Origin of the sequence: Bacteroides celer, from assembly GCF_002632415.2 — a bacterium.
Lineage (GTDB): Bacteria > Bacteroidota > Bacteroidia > Bacteroidales > Bacteroidaceae > Bacteroides.
Genome location: NZ_CP178209.1, coordinates 2,504,581 through 2,520,348, shown reverse-complemented (window position 1 = coordinate 2,520,348; position 15,768 = coordinate 2,504,581). Strand labels below are relative to the sequence as shown.

Here is a 15,768-nt window from a genome sequence, read left to right as displayed (position 1 = left end):
AACATAAAAAAACATCATGTATTCTCTATTTTTCCTATATTTGTCAGAACAAATCTACAAAATTATGAAAATTAAACTACTATTGATAAGTTTCTTACTGGCCGCTAATGCATTAGGAGCCGCCGCCCAAGTGAGTAAGACGTATTATGTGAGTAAGCCCGGTACGCTGATTTCCATGATGACTGAAGAGGAAGCCAACAGTGTCACCCACCTCACACTGACCGGAAAACTGAATGCAGAGGACTTCCGGCATCTCCGTGACGAATTCGATAATCTGAAAGTATTGGATATTTCGAACGCGGAAATCAAGATGTACAGCGGAAAAGCCGGTACTTATCCCAATGGAAAATTCTACATTTATATGCCGAACTTCATCCCTGCCTATGCTTTCTCGAATGTGGTAGGCGGAGTGACCAAAGGTAAAGCCACACTGGAAAAAGTGATCCTTTCCGAGAAAACGAAGAATATCGAAGATGCTGCCTTCAAAGGCTGTGAGAATCTGAAAATCTGCCAGATCCGGAAAAAGACAGCTCCCAACCTGCTGCCGGAAGCATTGGCAGACAGCGTTACCGCCATCTTCGTTCCTCTGGGCAGCAGCGACGCTTACCGCTACAAAGACAGATGGCAGAATTTTGCTTTCATCGAAGGTGAACCGGTAGAGACTACCCTGCAAGTGGGTGCAATGGGCAAACTGGAAGAAGAGATCCTGAAAGCCGGACTGCAACCCAGAGACATCAACTTCCTCACCGTTGAAGGGAAACTGGATAACGCTGACTTCAAACTTATCCGCGATTATATGCCGAATCTCGTATCGGTTGATATTTCCAAGACAAATGCAACGGCTATCCCCGACTTCACTTTCTCGCAGAAGAAGTATCTGCTGAATATGAAATTACCTCATAACCTGAAATCAATCGGACAGCGTGTATTTAGTAATTGCGGCCGTCTGTGCGGCACGCTGGAATTACCGGCCAGTGTAACGGCTATCGAGTTCGGCGCTTTTATGGGATGCGATAATCTTCGCTACGTATTGGCTACGGGGGATAAGATCACAACACTGGGAGATCACTTGTTCGGGGAGGGAGTTCCGAGTAAGTTGGTTTATAAGAAATAAAAGAATTGAGGGCTGTCTAAAACTTCAACTTACTAAAAACAGCCCTTTTCTTATTTAAAAGAAACATGCTTTTGGCCAATTTTAAGCAGAATGAATATATTCATGATTATTTCACATATAGATTGTTTCCTTTTCCTAAAGCATAGCTTTTGCCCACCTAAAGCTAAGCTTTCCGTTCTCTAAAGCTATGCTTTTTACTTATACTAAAAGAAGTTTCACACTTCTCCTACAAAAAACTCATTTCTCTATTCTCCTTCACCTTTCTTCTGAACTCCAGATAAATAAGCTCTCTACGGGTGAAGGTAGAGTTTTTCATCATTACATTCATCGTATTGCATATCGAAAAAAGTCATTATAGAACTTTCTAAAAATCATCGCATTAATTGTAGAAAACATCCCAATGTTTAAAAAAGAATATCCCAATGAAAAAAATAATCTATTAGCATATTCTATTTAACTATTAGCATATTTCATTTCTAAGCAAGGTGAAAAGTAAGCGTCTCCGCGATTCTATCTTGTCGGCCTTTTTTCATTCTTATATTTTTGCTATGTATAAAAATGAAGCATTATGGATTTAGCAGAAAATCGATTTGGAAAAACTTGGAAACATTTCCTTGAAGTATTGAAAGTAGACTACAATTGTTCTTTAGCCGATGTTTGCCGCGATCAGCATACCACTTTTGGTGGTATGAGTTCCTGGATGTCCAGACGGGGCTATAGCGTTAAACAAGCCAAGGCAGATGTGGTCCGTGATTATTATGGCGGCGTTGAACCCTCCCAACCGACAACTTCCTCTCCTTCATTCACTCAAATAGCACCCGCCATGTTGTCGGAAGAAGAGTTTAGTCTTGCCGGGATCACAATCACCTTTAACAGTGGAACCACCATTTCGGTCAAACGGGCCACACCCGGTGGTGTGATTAAAATGTTGCGCGATTACGAAAGAAAGGAGGGAGATCCATGTATTCTCTAACATCAGCCAATCGATACTATCTGTACCAGGGCTTTGTTCGTATGAACCTTGGCATTGACGGTTTATTCAAAATTATACGATCGGAAATGAAGGACTTGTCTCCCGTTTCCGGAGATATCTTTTTATTCTTTGGTAAAAACCGACAAAGTGTAAAAATACTGCGTTGGGATGGCGATGGCTTTCTTCTGTACTACAAGCGCCTCGAAGGTGGAAGTTTTGAGTTACCGACATTTAACCCCAATACAGGCAATTACGAGATTTCTTATCAGGTTTTGTCTTTTATCTTAAATGGAGTGTCATTAAAGTCTGTACGGTTGAGAAAACGTTTTAGGATCTAATTCAACATTCTGATTATTAGTTATTTGTGCTAAAGATATCATCCGGTTTATTTGGCCAATTCGTTGATTCTTTATATCTTTATGCCATGAAAAAGGATGAGATCATAGAGTTATTGAAGGAACAAATCAAGGGATTACGAGATGACAACAACAGACTCTTGGACCAAATAGATGCTTTGATAAAGGAGGTTTCTTCCCTTAAAGAGGCACTCCTTCAAAAAGGCGAATCTCTTAGCAAGCAACAGCGCCTTACTAAGGGACTCGCCAAACTTGTATCCAACACATCCGAACAGCAACAGGCTCCCCAATCTGCCATATCCGAAGAAGAGCGGCAGAAGATAGAAGCGGAAAAAGCAGATAAGCGTAAAGCAAGAAAGAACAATGGGGCCAAACGTGACATGCATTATGAGATGGAGGAAGAAGAACATGTCGTTTATCCCGATGATCCCGATTTTGACATCAATAAGGCCCGGTTGTTTACCACTGTTCCCAGAATATGCGTCCGCTATGAATGTGTACCCATGCGCTTCATCAAGCATGTCTACAAGATACACACCTATACGCAAGAAGGTCGCCTGTTTGAGGGAAAAACACCGGCTTCGGCCTTCTTGAATTCCAGCTATGACGGTTCATTTATTGCCGGATTGATGGAATTACGTTATATACAATCGCTACCTGTTGAAAGAATCATCAACTACTTCGAGAGTCATGGCTTTACGCTGAAGAAACCTACGGCTCATAAGTTGATAGAGAAAGCCTCAAACCTCTTCGAAAATCTTTATAAGTGCATCCGGCAGACAGCTTTGAGTGATCCTTATAAGGCAGCCGATGAAACCTATTACAAAATACTCGTCCCGGAAAAGAACAGCAAGGGAAAAGGAGTCAGGAAGGGATACCTTTGGGTGGTTGTCGGCATAAACACCAGGATGATATACCTGCTCTATGATGACGGCTCCCGGTCTGAAAGAGTTATTCTTAACGAATTAGGCAGTTGCAAAGGTATCATACAAAGCGATGGTTACTCACCTTACCGGAAGCTCGAAAGCGATGCTTATCCCAATATCACACGCATCCCGTGCTTGCAACATATAAAACGGAAATTTATAGATTGCGGTGAGAAGGACCCGGATGCAAAAAGGATCGTGGAGCTGATAAACGCACTTTATCAAAACGAGCATAAGCATAAAGTTGGGGTTGAGGGATGGACGGTAGAACAGAATCTTATGCATCGAAAAAAGTATGCGCCGGACATACTCGGAGAAATAAAAGATGTGCTTGATGAAATAGAAGAACGGGGGGATTTGTTACCTAAGAGCGAACTGCAGGAAGCCATTACCTATCTTCGCAATGAGTGGAATGCAGTGGTGGACATCTTTAATTATGGTGACACTTATCTGGACAACAATATGGTTGAACGGATGAACCGGTACATATCCTTATCAAGAAAAAACTCATTGTTCTTCGGCAGCCATAAGGGGGCCGAACGAGGCGCCATACTCTATACGATAGCACTCACTTGTAGGATGCATAAAGTGAATCTATTTGAGTATCTCACGGATGTGATAAACAGAACAGCCGAATGGCAACCGAACACACCAATTGAAAAATACAGGGAACTGCTTCCTGACAGATGGGAAAAGGCTAATGACTAAAAAGGGATCATTAGCCTTTTTATTTTAATACACTATATAGAATCGCGGAGACGCTTACGGTGAAAAAGACAGTGTAAGAGGTAACCATACTATTTTCCGCCACGACAATTTTATCGGCTGTCTTTCAGCCGATAAAATAAAAATGCCCGTAAGAAAATATTTTTGTTTTAACATTCCGGTTTATAGAAACATGGCAGAAGCGCCTTCTTGTCGCAGTCCTTACCATAAAGAATACATTCAAACAAGTGTTTCAGGTAGTCCTGAGGGGCTATGTCATTTAACTTACAACTCTCTATCAAAGAGAAGATGAATGCTGAGTTTTCTGCCGCATCCTCACTGCCTATGTTCATACAGTTCTTGAGCAGCAGCTTTACAGGTTTCATCCTTTGCTCACAGAGGTTGTTCGAGATTTCCGCTGAACCGTCCTTGAGGATATTTCTCAAGGATTTCCACTGGTGTATCGTATAGTTCACGGCCTTTCTCATCAGTTCGTTAGCCATAATCTTCGCATCCTGCATCATAATGACCACCTTATGATGGATACGTTCAAGAATCGGTCCTGTAAGCTTAAGCCTTCTTTCCTTAATCTGCTCACCGCTGAGTTTCATCATACGGAACAGGTCTTCATTTCTGAACATCTCACCAATAGGATCTATTATGTCCATCGCTGTTCTGTCTGAAGGCAGGGCATCAACCCACAACCTTCTACAGTGCGTCCAGCATCCTATATGAAGCACCTTTGAGTCTTCACCATCGTACATCCTGTAAACCGTATATCCGTCAGTGGATATGGTTCCCATAAAATATTCCAGGAATGACTTTGCCGCATCGGATGACCTGCTGCCGTTATTATAGTGATAATAGACCATCTTAATATGCTTGGCAAAGAAAGCCCATAAGTACTTTCTCCTGTAAGCCTTCCCTTCCTTTGTCTCCACTCCTACGAGTTCGGTGGTCTCATCAACCATAAGGTATTTAGCTCTCTGTACAAACTCCTTGAATACATCTTCTATGAACTCCTTTAGCTTGGCGATTCCGTTATGTATATAGCTGTTCAGCGTGGTATTGCTTATGTGGATGCCCTCTCTTGCAAGCAGTCTTATCTCTCTGTTTTCTGGCATGCTGAAGTCATATTTTAGGCAGAGCAGGCGGGCAAGCAGTTCAGGAGAGAAGATACCTCCAAGATTTTTCAGCGGATGCTCCATGGTGCTTGTGAAAGTGCCGTCTGTAAGCTTTACCCTTGCCACCTTGTAAACATGCTCCACGTTATGAGCCCTTACATGTTCTATGACCCTGTATTCCCAAACATCAGGCATACCGTTACGGTTCATAAACCTTGCACCATCCGGGAGTTGGTAATAGTCTTCTATTTCATGAACAACTACCTTATCCACCTTCAGCCTGCTCTTTTCTGCACGTGGGGCGGTTTCCTTTCTTCTTGAAGGTTTGCTGTTCTGTTCAGGCACGTTATCGGAAGAGGTATTGCCACTGGTTTCGTTACCATGTCGAGTAGACCAAGGGAATTTCACCCTCAGCCTCTCTCGGAACCGTACGTGAAAGTCTCCCTTCATACGGCTCTTCGCATTCAAATCATTTCTTTTGACGTGCATAGGGTACATATCCTACTTGCCAATGATAAAACAGATTGGGTTCTTTCTGAGCTATATAGGCTAACCAATAATGAGCAGATATGACACCTCGACGACGAAGTCTTTTATATTTCGTCTTTGCCCAATAAGCAATAGAGCGATTCAGATGGCACATAACTTTCCAAAATTCTGTTTTACCAAATTTCTCATAATAGTTTATCCATCCTCTTACGACATCATTAATATATGCTGCCACAAATCGTAGACTTCGATTATGGAGACGTTTGAGATTCCATGATTTTATTGTTTCATGTATTCTGCTTACCGATTTCTTGCTTATAGCAGGCAAATAACTTGTGAATAAGACGTTGTTGCGTTTATCTTTTGCTGCTCTTGATCTAAAAGTAAAGCCTAAATAATCAAAAGAAGTACAATGATAGTGCTTTGATGAACGACTGCTCATTTTACAGAATACTATTTTTGTCTTTTCCTCATTAAATTTCAATTTACATTCAGTAAAGCGTTCTCCAAGCCTTTCCTTTATGTATTCAGCTTGAGCCAATGTACTGCAATGACAAACACAATCATCAGCATATCTCTCAAAAGGTATGTGAGGATATTTATAAGACATCCATTTATCAAAGGTATAGTGTAGGAACAGGTTTGCTAAAATTGGACCTATGACTGAACCCTGCGGTACTCCCATGTCCCTCTTTACAATTTCTCCATCACTTCTCTGATAAGGGACAGTCAACCAACGTTTTATATAGAGAAGTATCCATTTTATATTGATATGCTTCTCCACCGCTTTCATTAATAAGCCATGGTCGATTGTATCAAAGAATTTGGATATATCTATATCTAAAACCCATGCATACTTCCAACACCGTCTTTCTGCCTTGGCTATGGCATCATGAGCAGAGCGATGCGGACGATAACCAAATGAATCTTCATGAAAACAGGGTTCGATGAGAGGCTCAATTACATTAACAACAGCCATTTGTGCAATACGGTCTTCAATAGTGGGAATCCCTAAAGGTCTTTTACCACCATTTGATTTCGGTATTTCTACAAGTTTTACTGCTTTAGGCATATAACTGCCGGAGCTCATGCGATTCCATAGACGATAAAGGTTGGAACCTAGGTTTTGCTCATAAGTGGTCATCTCTATACCATCAATGCCTGAACTACCTCTATTAAACTTTACTTTCTTAAAGGATTCAAAGATTATTCTTTTGTCTATTTGAAATGGTTTTGCTTCTTGCATTGTGTCCTCCTTAGTTTATCAAGTTGCACAATACAGTCCGCTGAATACGTTTCCCCCTTCGCTCCCTTCTCATTACAAGAACTTCAACACTACTACGGAGAAATCCGCCACAAATTGAGACTTTGATACTTTCTGCCTTACGTGTCATGCGTCTTTGGCATTTTCTCTTGACATTCTCAATCTGCTTCTCACGTTCCATCAAAGAGCCTATATAATGGTCTTGCCGCCTACACACCGTACACCAAAGGGACAGTAAACAGGTAACCTCCCTTCTTATCATAGAGCGTAGCAGAAGCCCTATTTCTGATGTAATCTGATAACAATAACGATGCTTCATCAACGGTTCATTTACATTCAACTCCATTATACATACCTTACCATATCTTCTGACTTATTACACACAACGTTCACCACTTTTTGATTGCTCAAAACGCAGCTTGTGATGGTTTGCAACCTGTTCCTGTAAACCGATTGCGAGGGACCTACCCTCATCTCTTTGATAGTTGCAGACAAAATTTCCATGATACCAGCCAATAGCATCATGTTATAATGCCCTCGTGACACACCGGCCTTATTATTATCATCATCCTTCTTGTCATAACCGTCATACTCGGACTTCTCCATTGCAGACTTGTCAAGGTTACGGTTGTTCAGCAGCCTTCTTTGCTCGGAGGTACGGCCGAAACGGTGTTTCCTGCTGTCATCAAGCTGTAGCTTGAGATTGGAAATCTCGTTTGCCAGCATTCTGTTCACCTCGTCTTTTGCCCCAAGCTGCTTTCTCATAAGTTCCATTTCCTTTCGATAGTTCTCGACTGTTGCGGATAACTCATTGATTGTCTCCATCAGAGCCTTGGAGTTCTCCTTGTTGGATTCTTCAATTGCTTTAAGCCTCGCAATCAGTTCGTTTACCTGTTTGCGAAGCCCTGCCTTTTCCTCATTCGCCAGACCCAGCTGACAGCAAAGTAACTCGTATGCTCTTTCATCAATCATGATATAAAGGTACGAAAAATCAGGCAGTTACGCAAACTTTTTATCGTTTATTTTTATACTATTCTATTGATAATCAACATGTTAATATTAACCTTTCGGACTAACGTACATCTTGTCAACTACAATGCTTTCCGTAAGATAAGCCATGTCCGACCATTGTATCCGGTAGCATCTGGAGACTTCATCAAATACAGGTTTCTTGAATTTGCCCATAACAGGACGTTTTTCGTAAAGCACATAAAAACCGCGTTCGTAATGAAGTATCTTCACGACCTTTCGGTTCCGGGACATGAACATATATACATTGGACGCATCGCTCGGGTCAAGTGACATTTCTTCCCTTATACTCTCACACAGACGGAAAATGCCTTTCCGCAAATCAACATTACCGTTAAACAGGTAATAGTTCAGGTTAGCACTCAGACCAAGCATATCATCCTATCATTTTATTAAGCAACAGGCTCAAATCAAGAACGGTGGTGTTTCTCAGGAACAGTGTTGCGCCAGACACCAACTGTAACTTAATCCATTTTATTGGTGGTTCACCTTCAGGCTGTTTCACTTCCAACTTCACAGTTGGACTATTGCATGGTTTCCCGGTTATCTGGACTTTGGCAACCTTGGGCTGCTCAACCTGGACTGTCTTGCCTAACTTCTCACTCCACAGTTGGTGACGCTGCCAGTTCATGAACTTGTCGTAATTTACCCCATAATCAGCACAGAACTCCCGAAGATCCTTGGTCTCGCTGCATAACTGGTAGAGGTCATATACCTCCTGATAGTTTACTTTTTCTTTTGCCATAATCATTTTTGTTAAAGGTTACGGCGCAAAGATATGGCGGCTAACAACTTATGTCAAGGCGGAAAATAGAATGGTTACGTGTAAGAGCGCCCCTTCACCCGTAAACACACTATTTATCAGGAATCTGGAAGAAAGGTGAAGAGCAGAAAAATAACTACGCTCGAGAAAGAGAATTGAATATTAATTATGTGCATAATGCTTCTGTCCTGTTATTACAATCAAAGTTACAATTACAGACATAGGGATTAGTAGTATTTTTCAATTCCCCCAAATCCTTTTATCATTTTATTTTCCTTCGTTTTATTGATGAAGTTGTTCAATCGCTTTTCAAATTCTTCGGGCCGTTTTCTGGCAGCTTCAATGTATGCAATTCGGATACGTCTATACGCATCGGAAAATTGTTGGTAATTCTCCCATACTGTTTTATCCTCTTTCAGTTTTCCGATGATATCATTCGGGAAGACAAAAGGGGCTGACAATACTTTTCGTATATTATCTTCCCAATCAGGATGAATCATATTATGTTCCAGCAACCATTTCAGTCTCTCTTTGTTGGCTTGCGAGTAGGAACTTTTAGGGTTTCTGGGTGTGAAATGCTGGATTTTATGTTCTTTGTCGAGCGCCTTTATGGTGCTGTCGATCCATCCGAAGCAAAGGGCTTCTTCGACAGCGTCGTTGTATGTAACACTTTTTTCGCCCGAAGATTTGGAGGGGAATACAAACCAAACGTCATTGGCGTTTTCAAAGTTGTCTGCCAGCCATTTTCGCCAATCTTCTCTGTTTTCAAAATATTTTATTTCCATAGTGCTAAAAAGAACAGCAACCCATTGTTGAGAATAGGTTGCTGTTAAATTGGTTATTCATCAGACTTCATGTATGGGAGTCAGGAGCTTTTATTCGTCCGGTCACTTATTTGTCTCCGTACATCTTCGCCCGCAATTCCTTAATATGGTCGGAAGTGATATATTCGTCATATTCCATCATCTTGTCGATGATACCGTTCGGTGTCAGTTCGATGATGCGGTTGGCAACGGTCTGGATAAATTCGTGGTCATGAGACGAGAAGAGGATATTTCCTTTGTACGTCTTCAGGTTGTTGTTGAACGCCTGGATAGATTCCAAGTCCAGATGGTTGGTCGGAGTGTCCAGAATGAGGCAGTTTGCATTGCGCAGCTGCATACGGGCAATCATACAACGCATCTTCTCACCTCCGGAGAGTACGCTTACTTTCTTCAGCACCTCTTCGCCGGAGAAAAGCATACGGCCGAGGAAGCCTTTCATATATACCTCGTTGCCTTCTCCAAACTGGCTCAACCAGTCTACCAGGTTCAGGTCGGAATTGAAGAAGTCGGTATTATCCACCGGCAGGTAAGCAGTGGTGATGGTTACACCCCAGTTGAAAGTACCTGCATCCGGTTTCATGTTTCCGTTGATAATTTCGAAGAAAGCAGTCATCGCGCGCGGATTGCGTGACAGGAATACCACCTTGTCACCTTTCTCTACGTTGAAGTTCACGTCGTTGAAGAGCACTACGCCTTCTTCCGTCTTCTTGCTCAATCCGGAAACTTCCAGAATCTGGTTGCCCGGCTCGCGTTCGGGAGTGAAGATGATGCCCGGATACTTACGTGAAGAAGGTTTGATTTCTTCTACGTTCAGTTTCTCCAACATCTTCTTACGGCTCGTTGTCTGCTTGCTCTTCGCTACGTTCGCGCTGAAACGGCGGATAAACTCTTCGAGTTCTTTCTTCTTCTCTTCAGCCTTCGCCTTCTGGTTCTGTTGCTGACGGAGAGCCAATTGGCTGGATTCGTACCAGAAACTATAGTTACCGGCAAACATATTGATTTTTCCGTAGTCGATGTCTACGGTGTGTGTACATACAGAGTCGAGGAAGTGACGGTCGTGGCTTACCACCAATACGGTATGCTCGAAGTTGGCAAGATATTCTTCCAACCAGGTCACTGTTTCCATATCCAAGTCATTGGTAGGCTCATCGAGCAAGAGGTTGTCCGGATTTCCGTACAATGCCTGCGCCAGCATGACACGTACTTTTTCCTTACCACTCAATTCACCCATCAATACGTAATGCTTATCTTCTTTCACGCCCAGTCCGCTCAACAGCATGGCTGCGTCGCTTTCCGCATTCCATCCGTCCAACTCGGCAAATTTTTCTTCCAATTCGGATACTTTCAGTCCGTCTTCGTCTGTGAAGTCTTCTTTTGCATACAATTCTTCGCGTTGCTTCATGATGTCCCACAACACGGTATGTCCCATCATGACGGTATCCATGACGGTATATGAGTCCCACTTGAAGTGGTCCTGACTCAACACCGAGAGACGTTCGCCCGGTCCGAGCGCAATCGTACCTGTTGTCGGGTCCAGATCTCCGTAAATCGTACGAAGAAACGTAGATTTTCCCGCACCGTTCGCACCGATAATACCATAACAATTACCACTCGTAAACTTCAGGTTTACGTCATTAAATAACACTCTTTTACCAAACTGAACCGATACGTTCGAAACTGTAATCATCTTATTATTTACTATTTTACTAGTTACTATTTACTATTTGAGCGTGCAAAGGTAGACATTTAAAATGAATTATGAGCTATCTGATATGTGCCAATCTGACATAAAAGTGTTACCTTTGCTGCGTTTTTTAGCAAAACGGCCAACTTGGCAAAGTTTTTGCAGACGAAATCTGTGACATCCGGTCAGTCCGGTATGTTTATAAGCGGTATCTTGCATAGATAACGTGTGTTTCTAAATAGTAAATAATAAAATAGTAAATACCAAGATGGATCCGAAAGAAAAAAAAATGAAGGAAGAGGAACTGAATGTGGAGGAAACTCACAATCCTGCGGAAGACCAACCGCAAAACGAACAAGCAGAGGGAACCGCTCCGCTGACTCATGAAGAGGAGTTGGAAAAGGAACTGGAAAAGGCTCAAGAAGCGCTTGAAGAGCAAAAGGATAAATATCTGCGCTTGTCTGCCGAGTTCGACAATTATCGTAAACGCACTTTAAAGGAGAAGGCCGAACTGATCCTGAATGGTGGCGAAAAGAGTCTTGGCAGTATTCTTCCGGTAGTGGACGACTTCGAACGTGCCATCAAGACGATGGAAACGGCAACGGATGTCAATGCCGTAAAAGAAGGGGTGGAACTGATTTACAATAAATTTATGGCTGTTCTGGCTCAAAATGGTGTGAAAGTCATCGAGACGAAAGACCAACCGCTGGATACTGATTTCCATGAAGCCATCGCGGTAATCCCCGCACCGTCGGAAGCACAGAAAGGTAAGATTCTGGATTGTGTGCAGACGGGGTATACACTGAACGACAAAGTGTTGCGCCACGCCAAAGTGGTAGTAGGGGAATAAGGATTCGCAACCCATAAAACTCATAATTTTTAAAGAAGCATGGCAGAAAAAAGAGACTATTACGAAATATTGGAGGTGACGAAGACAGCCACAGTAGAGGAGATTAAGAAAGCGTACCGTAAGAAAGCAATCCAGTATCACCCTGACAAGAATCCGGGGGATAAGGAGGCGGAAGAGAAATTTAAGGAGGCGGCCGAGGCTTATGACGTGTTGAGTAACCCGGAAAAGCGTTCGCGTTACGATCAGTTCGGTCATGCGGGAGTGAGCGGTGCGGCAGGCAATGGCGGTCCGTTCGGTGGTTTCGGTGGCGAGGGGATGTCGATGGATGACATTTTCTCTATGTTTGGCGACATCTTCGGTGGCCGCGGCGGCGGTTTCGGGGGAGGCTTCGGAGGGTTTAGCGGATTTGGCGGTGGCGGTTCACAGCAACGCCGGTATCGCGGCAGTGACCTTCGTGTGAAAGTGAAGCTGACGCTGAAGGAGATCTCTACCGGAGTAGAAAAGAAATTTAAACTCAAAAAATATGTGCCGTGTGACCAGTGCCATGGCACGGGTGCCGAAGGTGACGGCGGTTCGGAGACTTGTCCTACTTGTAAGGGCAGCGGCTCCGTGATCCGTAACCAGCAGACTATTCTGGGCACTATGCAGACTCGCGTCACTTGTTCTACTTGTGGCGGTGAGGGTAAGATTATCAAGAACAAATGTAAGAAGTGTGGCGGCGACGGAATCATTTACGGTGAAGAAGTGGTGTCGGTGAAAATCCCTGCCGGAGTGGCAGAGGGTATGCAGCTTTCTATGGGTGGCAAAGGAAATGCCGGCAAACACAACGGTGTGGCAGGCGACTTGCTGATTCTCGTAGAGGAAGAACCGCATCAGGACTTGATTCGCGACGAGAATGATTTGATTTATAATCTGTTGCTTAGTTTCCCGACTGCTGCTCTGGGCGGAGCCGTGGAAATTCCGACTATCGACGGCAAAGTGAAAGTGAAGATTGATTCGGGTACTCAACCGGGTAAGGTGCTCCGTTTGCGCGGCAAGGGATTGCCGAATGTGAACGGGTACGGAACAGGGGATTTACTCGTCAACATCAGTATCTATGTGCCGGAAGCGCTCAATAAAGAGGAAAAGAGCACGCTCGAAAAGATGGAGGCTTCGGACAACTTCAAACCTAACACGTCGGTGAAGGAGAAGATTTTCAAGAAGTTCAAGAGTTTCTTCGATTAATTTTTTGCTATAATATATAAGGTATAAGTGAGCTGCAATCTTTTTTGTGGCTCACTTCTGTTTTTAGGGCTTGTCCTTTTAAAAAAAAGACATATATTTGTGTAGCAAACAAATGGACGTAAAGCGACATAAAATAAATACTAACACTTTAAAATTCATATTATGAGAAACGAATTTATCATGTCCACGACTAACACAATAGAGGGTTGTCCTATAAAAAAATATATAGATACCATCTGTTCCAATATCGTGATAGGTACCAATATATTCTCCGATTTTGCTGCATCATTCACTGACTTTTTTGGTGGACGTTCTGACTCGTATAGAAGAAAATTGGAAATTATATACGGCGAAGCATCAAAGGCATTGAAACAAAAAGCATTAAACTTGGGTGCAAATGCGATTGTTGGTTTCAGAGTCGATTTTGATGAAATTTCCGGTAAGGATAAATCAATGTTTATGGTTTCTGTTTCCGGAACGGCCTGTATCATTGAAATTAATAATAAAGAATTATCTGAAGAGGAGATCATTCGTACATCCATCAGTCAATCTGATTTGCAAAAGGAAATAGACAGGCGGTATATTATTTCGCAAATAAAAGATGCGGTACCTTTGACTTCCGAATGGGTAGAGTTTTTACTGGAATATCCGCAAACAGAGATAATAGAAAGTCTTATAAAAAGATATATCTCCATAGATCTCGATTATTATGCGGAAGAGGCGGCTAACATCAAACAGGTTTTATCTGCCACTCCTCCTGATTTCGTCATTCCCGTTATCTATCAGCATATTGAACACAAAAAGATAAGAATTCTAATAAAGGAGTGCTGTCTTTTTGATGGTGAGTCTATATATGAAACAATAGTGAAAGGAAAAATCCACGAAGGGGTGAGATTGTTGTCAGCAACAAAGAATTCTTATGATGCCAAGGATTTAAAATGGATGAAAACAATATTAGAGTGTTTAAACAGCCTGCCGGATACGGGAAAAATAGAAGTTGTAAAAGGCGGTGTGTTTACAAGAGATAATGGCGAGAAGTATATATGCGAAAATGGACATAAAAATCCTGTTGATTCGTCCTTTTGCGAGAAATGTGGAGTTAATATGAAAGGAATGACCGAGGGGGAGGTGAAGCATATTGATTCTTTAAAGGAAAGATATAGTATTATTGAACAATATATCCAATAAGTCAGGGCTCTAACTAAAATATATAAATCAAGTATGGCAGAACCTTTTAAGAATATGTACAACGAGCAATTTTTCGATCTATTTACGAAAGATTTGAAACTTGTTATCGATGATTTTGATGCTCACGGGTTTGTTTCTCAAGTTATGGATGATGAATGGGAAGGCAGGGAACTTAAACAGCGCTGCATACATATCACTACCATTCTGAAAAAGTTTTTGCCGGCAGATTACAAAGAGGCAATCGCTAAGATTCTTGAGTTGTTGGATCATGTAAAAAGTACGCGGCCTGATTTTTCGGTGATAGATGATACGAAGTTTGGATTGATGCTGGAGTATGGGGCGATTCTGGATAATTATGTCGAGCAATATGGGTTGGATGATTATGAAACGTCTGTCAAGGCGATAGAGAAAATCACGCAGTTCACAAGTTGCGAGTTTGTGACTCATCCTTTTATTATAAAATATCCGGATGAAATGATGAAGCAGATGTTGGTTTGGTCGAAACATGAGCATTGGGGAGTAAGGCGGCTTGCGTCAGAAGGTTGCCGTCCGCGTTTGCCTTGGGCGATGGCTTTGCCGAATCTGAAGAAAGATCCGACACCTATTATTCCTATTTTGGAGAATCTTAAAAATGATCCGGCAAAATTTGTACGGTTGAGCGTTGCCAATAATTTGAATGATATTGCGAAAGATAATCCGGAAATTGTCATTGATTTAGCAAAGAAATGGAAGGGTGAATCGAAAGAGGTAGACTGGATTATTAAACACGGTTGCCGGACGCTCTTAAAGCAAGGGATTCCGGAGGTGATGGAGTTGTTTGGTTTTGATTCTATCAGAAATAATATTAGTGTGGAGGATTTTCAGATTTCAAGTCCTAAGGTTAAAGTCGGGGATTCGTTGGAGTTTGGTTTTAACTTGTTGAATCATAGCAATAAGACAATCAAAATACGGCTTGAATATGGTATTTATTACCAAAAAGCAAATGGAACGCTGACGAAGAAAGTTCATAAAATCAGCGAAAAAGAATATACTGGGAATTCTACCACACGAATAACGCGAAAGCACTCTTTCCGCGTGGTTACGACGAGAAAATTCCATCTCGGGCTTCATCAAATTGCTATAATAATCAATGGGAGTGAATTTGAAAAATATGATTTCGTTTTGATTGAGTAATTCGATTGCTGCAACAAATAATATAAATCCTCGATTCTCCGGATGAAAATCGAGGATTTTTTATTTTGATTACTACTATCTT

Annotated in this window: 16 protein-coding genes; 8 read left to right on the top strand and 8 right to left on the bottom strand. The window is 42.1% G+C overall.

Features of this window, described 5'->3' with window-relative positions; translation table 11 throughout:
- Positions 1 to 64: 64 nt before the first annotated feature.
- The 4 genes from CJF29_RS09990 (at position 65) to tnpC (CJF29_RS09975) (ending at position 4,077) form a co-directional block, all read left to right on the top strand.
- Entirely contained in the window at positions 65 to 1,114 is a 1,050-nt protein-coding gene (locus CJF29_RS09990; RefSeq protein ID WP_099145883.1) for a leucine-rich repeat domain-containing protein, read from the top strand.
- Positions 1,115 to 1,682: 568 nt separating this feature from the next.
- Positions 1,683 to 2,087, top strand: coding sequence for a hypothetical protein (locus CJF29_RS09985; RefSeq protein WP_004307670.1), 405 nt, complete (start codon positions 1,683 to 1,685; stop codon positions 2,085 to 2,087).
- Entirely contained in the window at positions 2,075 to 2,425 is a 351-nt protein-coding gene (gene tnpB, locus CJF29_RS09980) for an IS66 family insertion sequence element accessory protein TnpB (RefSeq protein ID WP_004296723.1), read from the top strand. The genes CJF29_RS09985 and tnpB (CJF29_RS09980) overlap by 13 nt, the downstream gene beginning before the upstream one ends.
- A gap of 86 nt (positions 2,426 to 2,511) precedes the next feature.
- Positions 2,512 to 4,077: an IS66 family transposase gene (gene tnpC, locus CJF29_RS09975; RefSeq protein ID WP_004304902.1), complete on the top strand. Its 1,566-nt coding sequence runs from the start codon at positions 2,512 to 2,514 to the stop codon at positions 4,075 to 4,077.
- 167 nt (positions 4,078 to 4,244) lie between these two features.
- On the opposite strand, the gene tnpC (CJF29_RS09970) is transcribed toward tnpC (CJF29_RS09975), so the two are convergent.
- From tnpC (CJF29_RS09970) to CJF29_RS09935, 8 genes are all read right to left on the bottom strand, one after another.
- Entirely contained in the window at positions 4,245 to 5,687 is a 1,443-nt protein-coding gene (tnpC, locus tag CJF29_RS09970) for an IS66 family transposase (protein WP_413544492.1), read from the bottom strand.
- Positions 5,668 to 6,933: a group II intron reverse transcriptase/maturase gene (gene ltrA / locus CJF29_RS09965; protein WP_099147667.1), complete on the bottom strand. Its 1,266-nt coding sequence runs from the start codon at positions 6,931 to 6,933 to the stop codon at positions 5,668 to 5,670. Before ltrA ends, tnpC (CJF29_RS09970) begins: the two co-directional genes overlap by 20 nt.
- Positions 6,934 to 6,943: 10 nt before the next feature.
- On the bottom strand, positions 6,944 to 7,297 hold the full coding sequence (locus tag CJF29_RS09960) for a hypothetical protein (RefSeq protein WP_141561043.1): 354 nt from the start codon (positions 7,295 to 7,297) through the stop codon (positions 6,944 to 6,946).
- The gene (locus CJF29_RS09955; RefSeq protein WP_413544493.1) at positions 7,297 to 7,923 is read right to left on the bottom strand and encodes a hypothetical protein; all 627 of its coding nucleotides are present in this window, start codon (positions 7,921 to 7,923) and stop codon (positions 7,297 to 7,299) included. The genes CJF29_RS09960 and CJF29_RS09955 overlap by 1 nt, the downstream gene beginning before the upstream one ends.
- 87 nt (positions 7,924 to 8,010) lie before the next feature.
- Positions 8,011 to 8,355 (bottom strand): IS66 family insertion sequence element accessory protein TnpB, encoded by a 345-nt coding sequence (gene tnpB / locus CJF29_RS09950; RefSeq protein WP_004297053.1) that lies wholly within the window; start codon positions 8,353 to 8,355, stop codon positions 8,011 to 8,013.
- 1 nt (position 8,356) lies between these two features.
- The gene (locus CJF29_RS09945; protein WP_176817105.1) at positions 8,357 to 8,725 is read right to left on the bottom strand and encodes a hypothetical protein; all 369 of its coding nucleotides are present in this window, start codon (positions 8,723 to 8,725) and stop codon (positions 8,357 to 8,359) included.
- 245 nt (positions 8,726 to 8,970) lie between these two features.
- Positions 8,971 to 9,528 (bottom strand): YdeI/OmpD-associated family protein, encoded by a 558-nt coding sequence (locus tag CJF29_RS09940; RefSeq protein ID WP_074560209.1) that lies wholly within the window; start codon positions 9,526 to 9,528, stop codon positions 8,971 to 8,973.
- A 106-nt stretch (positions 9,529 to 9,634) separates the two neighbouring features.
- A complete protein-coding gene (locus tag CJF29_RS09935; protein WP_074560212.1) occupies positions 9,635 to 11,254 on the bottom strand; it encodes an ABC-F family ATP-binding cassette domain-containing protein in 1,620 nt (539 codons plus the stop codon).
- Positions 11,255 to 11,519: 265 nt separating this feature from the next.
- Between CJF29_RS09935 and CJF29_RS09930 the strand changes: the two genes are divergently transcribed.
- From CJF29_RS09930 to CJF29_RS09915, 4 genes are all read left to right on the top strand, one after another.
- Entirely contained in the window at positions 11,520 to 12,101 is a 582-nt protein-coding gene (locus CJF29_RS09930) for a nucleotide exchange factor GrpE (RefSeq protein WP_099147228.1), read from the top strand.
- 39 nt (positions 12,102 to 12,140) lie between these two features.
- On the top strand, positions 12,141 to 13,325 hold the full coding sequence (gene dnaJ / locus CJF29_RS09925) for a molecular chaperone DnaJ (protein WP_004307195.1): 1,185 nt from the start codon (positions 12,141 to 12,143) through the stop codon (positions 13,323 to 13,325).
- 162 nt (positions 13,326 to 13,487) lie between these two features.
- On the top strand, positions 13,488 to 14,513 hold the full coding sequence (locus tag CJF29_RS09920) for a YbjQ family protein (protein WP_008999258.1): 1,026 nt from the start codon (positions 13,488 to 13,490) through the stop codon (positions 14,511 to 14,513).
- Between the two features lie 33 nt (positions 14,514 to 14,546).
- Complete coding sequence (locus CJF29_RS09915) at positions 14,547 to 15,686, top strand: DNA alkylation repair protein (protein ID WP_099147229.1); 1,140 nt, start codon at positions 14,547 to 14,549, stop codon at positions 15,684 to 15,686.
- Positions 15,687 to 15,768: the final 82 nt, after the last annotated feature.

Bases quoted from the DNA above. Each gene is read 5' to 3' on its own strand.
- CJF29_RS09990 (WP_099145883.1), top strand. From the start codon at position 65: ATGAAAATTAAACTACTATTGATAAGTTTCTTACTGGCCGCTAATGCA.
- CJF29_RS09985 (WP_004307670.1), top strand. From the start codon at position 1,683: ATGGATTTAGCAGAAAATCGATTTGGAAAAACTTGGAAACATTTCCTT.
- tnpB (WP_004296723.1), top strand. From the start codon at position 2,075: ATGTATTCTCTAACATCAGCCAATCGATACTATCTGTACCAGGGCTTT.
- tnpC (WP_004304902.1), top strand. From the start codon at position 2,512: ATGAAAAAGGATGAGATCATAGAGTTATTGAAGGAACAAATCAAGGGA.
- tnpC (WP_413544492.1), bottom strand. From the start codon at position 5,687: ATGCACGTCAAAAGAAATGATTTGAATGCGAAGAGCCGTATGAAGGGA.
- ltrA (WP_099147667.1), bottom strand. From the start codon at position 6,933: ATGCAAGAAGCAAAACCATTTCAAATAGACAAAAGAATAATCTTTGAA.
- CJF29_RS09960 (WP_141561043.1), bottom strand. From the start codon at position 7,297: ATGGAGTTGAATGTAAATGAACCGTTGATGAAGCATCGTTATTGTTAT.
- CJF29_RS09955 (WP_413544493.1), bottom strand. From the start codon at position 7,923: ATGATTGATGAAAGAGCATACGAGTTACTTTGCTGTCAGCTGGGTCTG.
- tnpB (WP_004297053.1), bottom strand. From the start codon at position 8,355: ATGCTTGGTCTGAGTGCTAACCTGAACTATTACCTGTTTAACGGTAAT.
- CJF29_RS09945 (WP_176817105.1), bottom strand. From the start codon at position 8,725: ATGGCAAAAGAAAAAGTAAACTATCAGGAGGTATATGACCTCTACCAG.
- CJF29_RS09940 (WP_074560209.1), bottom strand. From the start codon at position 9,528: ATGGAAATAAAATATTTTGAAAACAGAGAAGATTGGCGAAAATGGCTG.
- CJF29_RS09935 (WP_074560212.1), bottom strand. From the start codon at position 11,254: ATGATTACAGTTTCGAACGTATCGGTTCAGTTTGGTAAAAGAGTGTTA.
- CJF29_RS09930 (WP_099147228.1), top strand. From the start codon at position 11,520: ATGGATCCGAAAGAAAAAAAAATGAAGGAAGAGGAACTGAATGTGGAG.
- dnaJ (WP_004307195.1), top strand. From the start codon at position 12,141: ATGGCAGAAAAAAGAGACTATTACGAAATATTGGAGGTGACGAAGACA.
- CJF29_RS09920 (WP_008999258.1), top strand. From the start codon at position 13,488: ATGAGAAACGAATTTATCATGTCCACGACTAACACAATAGAGGGTTGT.
- CJF29_RS09915 (WP_099147229.1), top strand. From the start codon at position 14,547: ATGGCAGAACCTTTTAAGAATATGTACAACGAGCAATTTTTCGATCTA.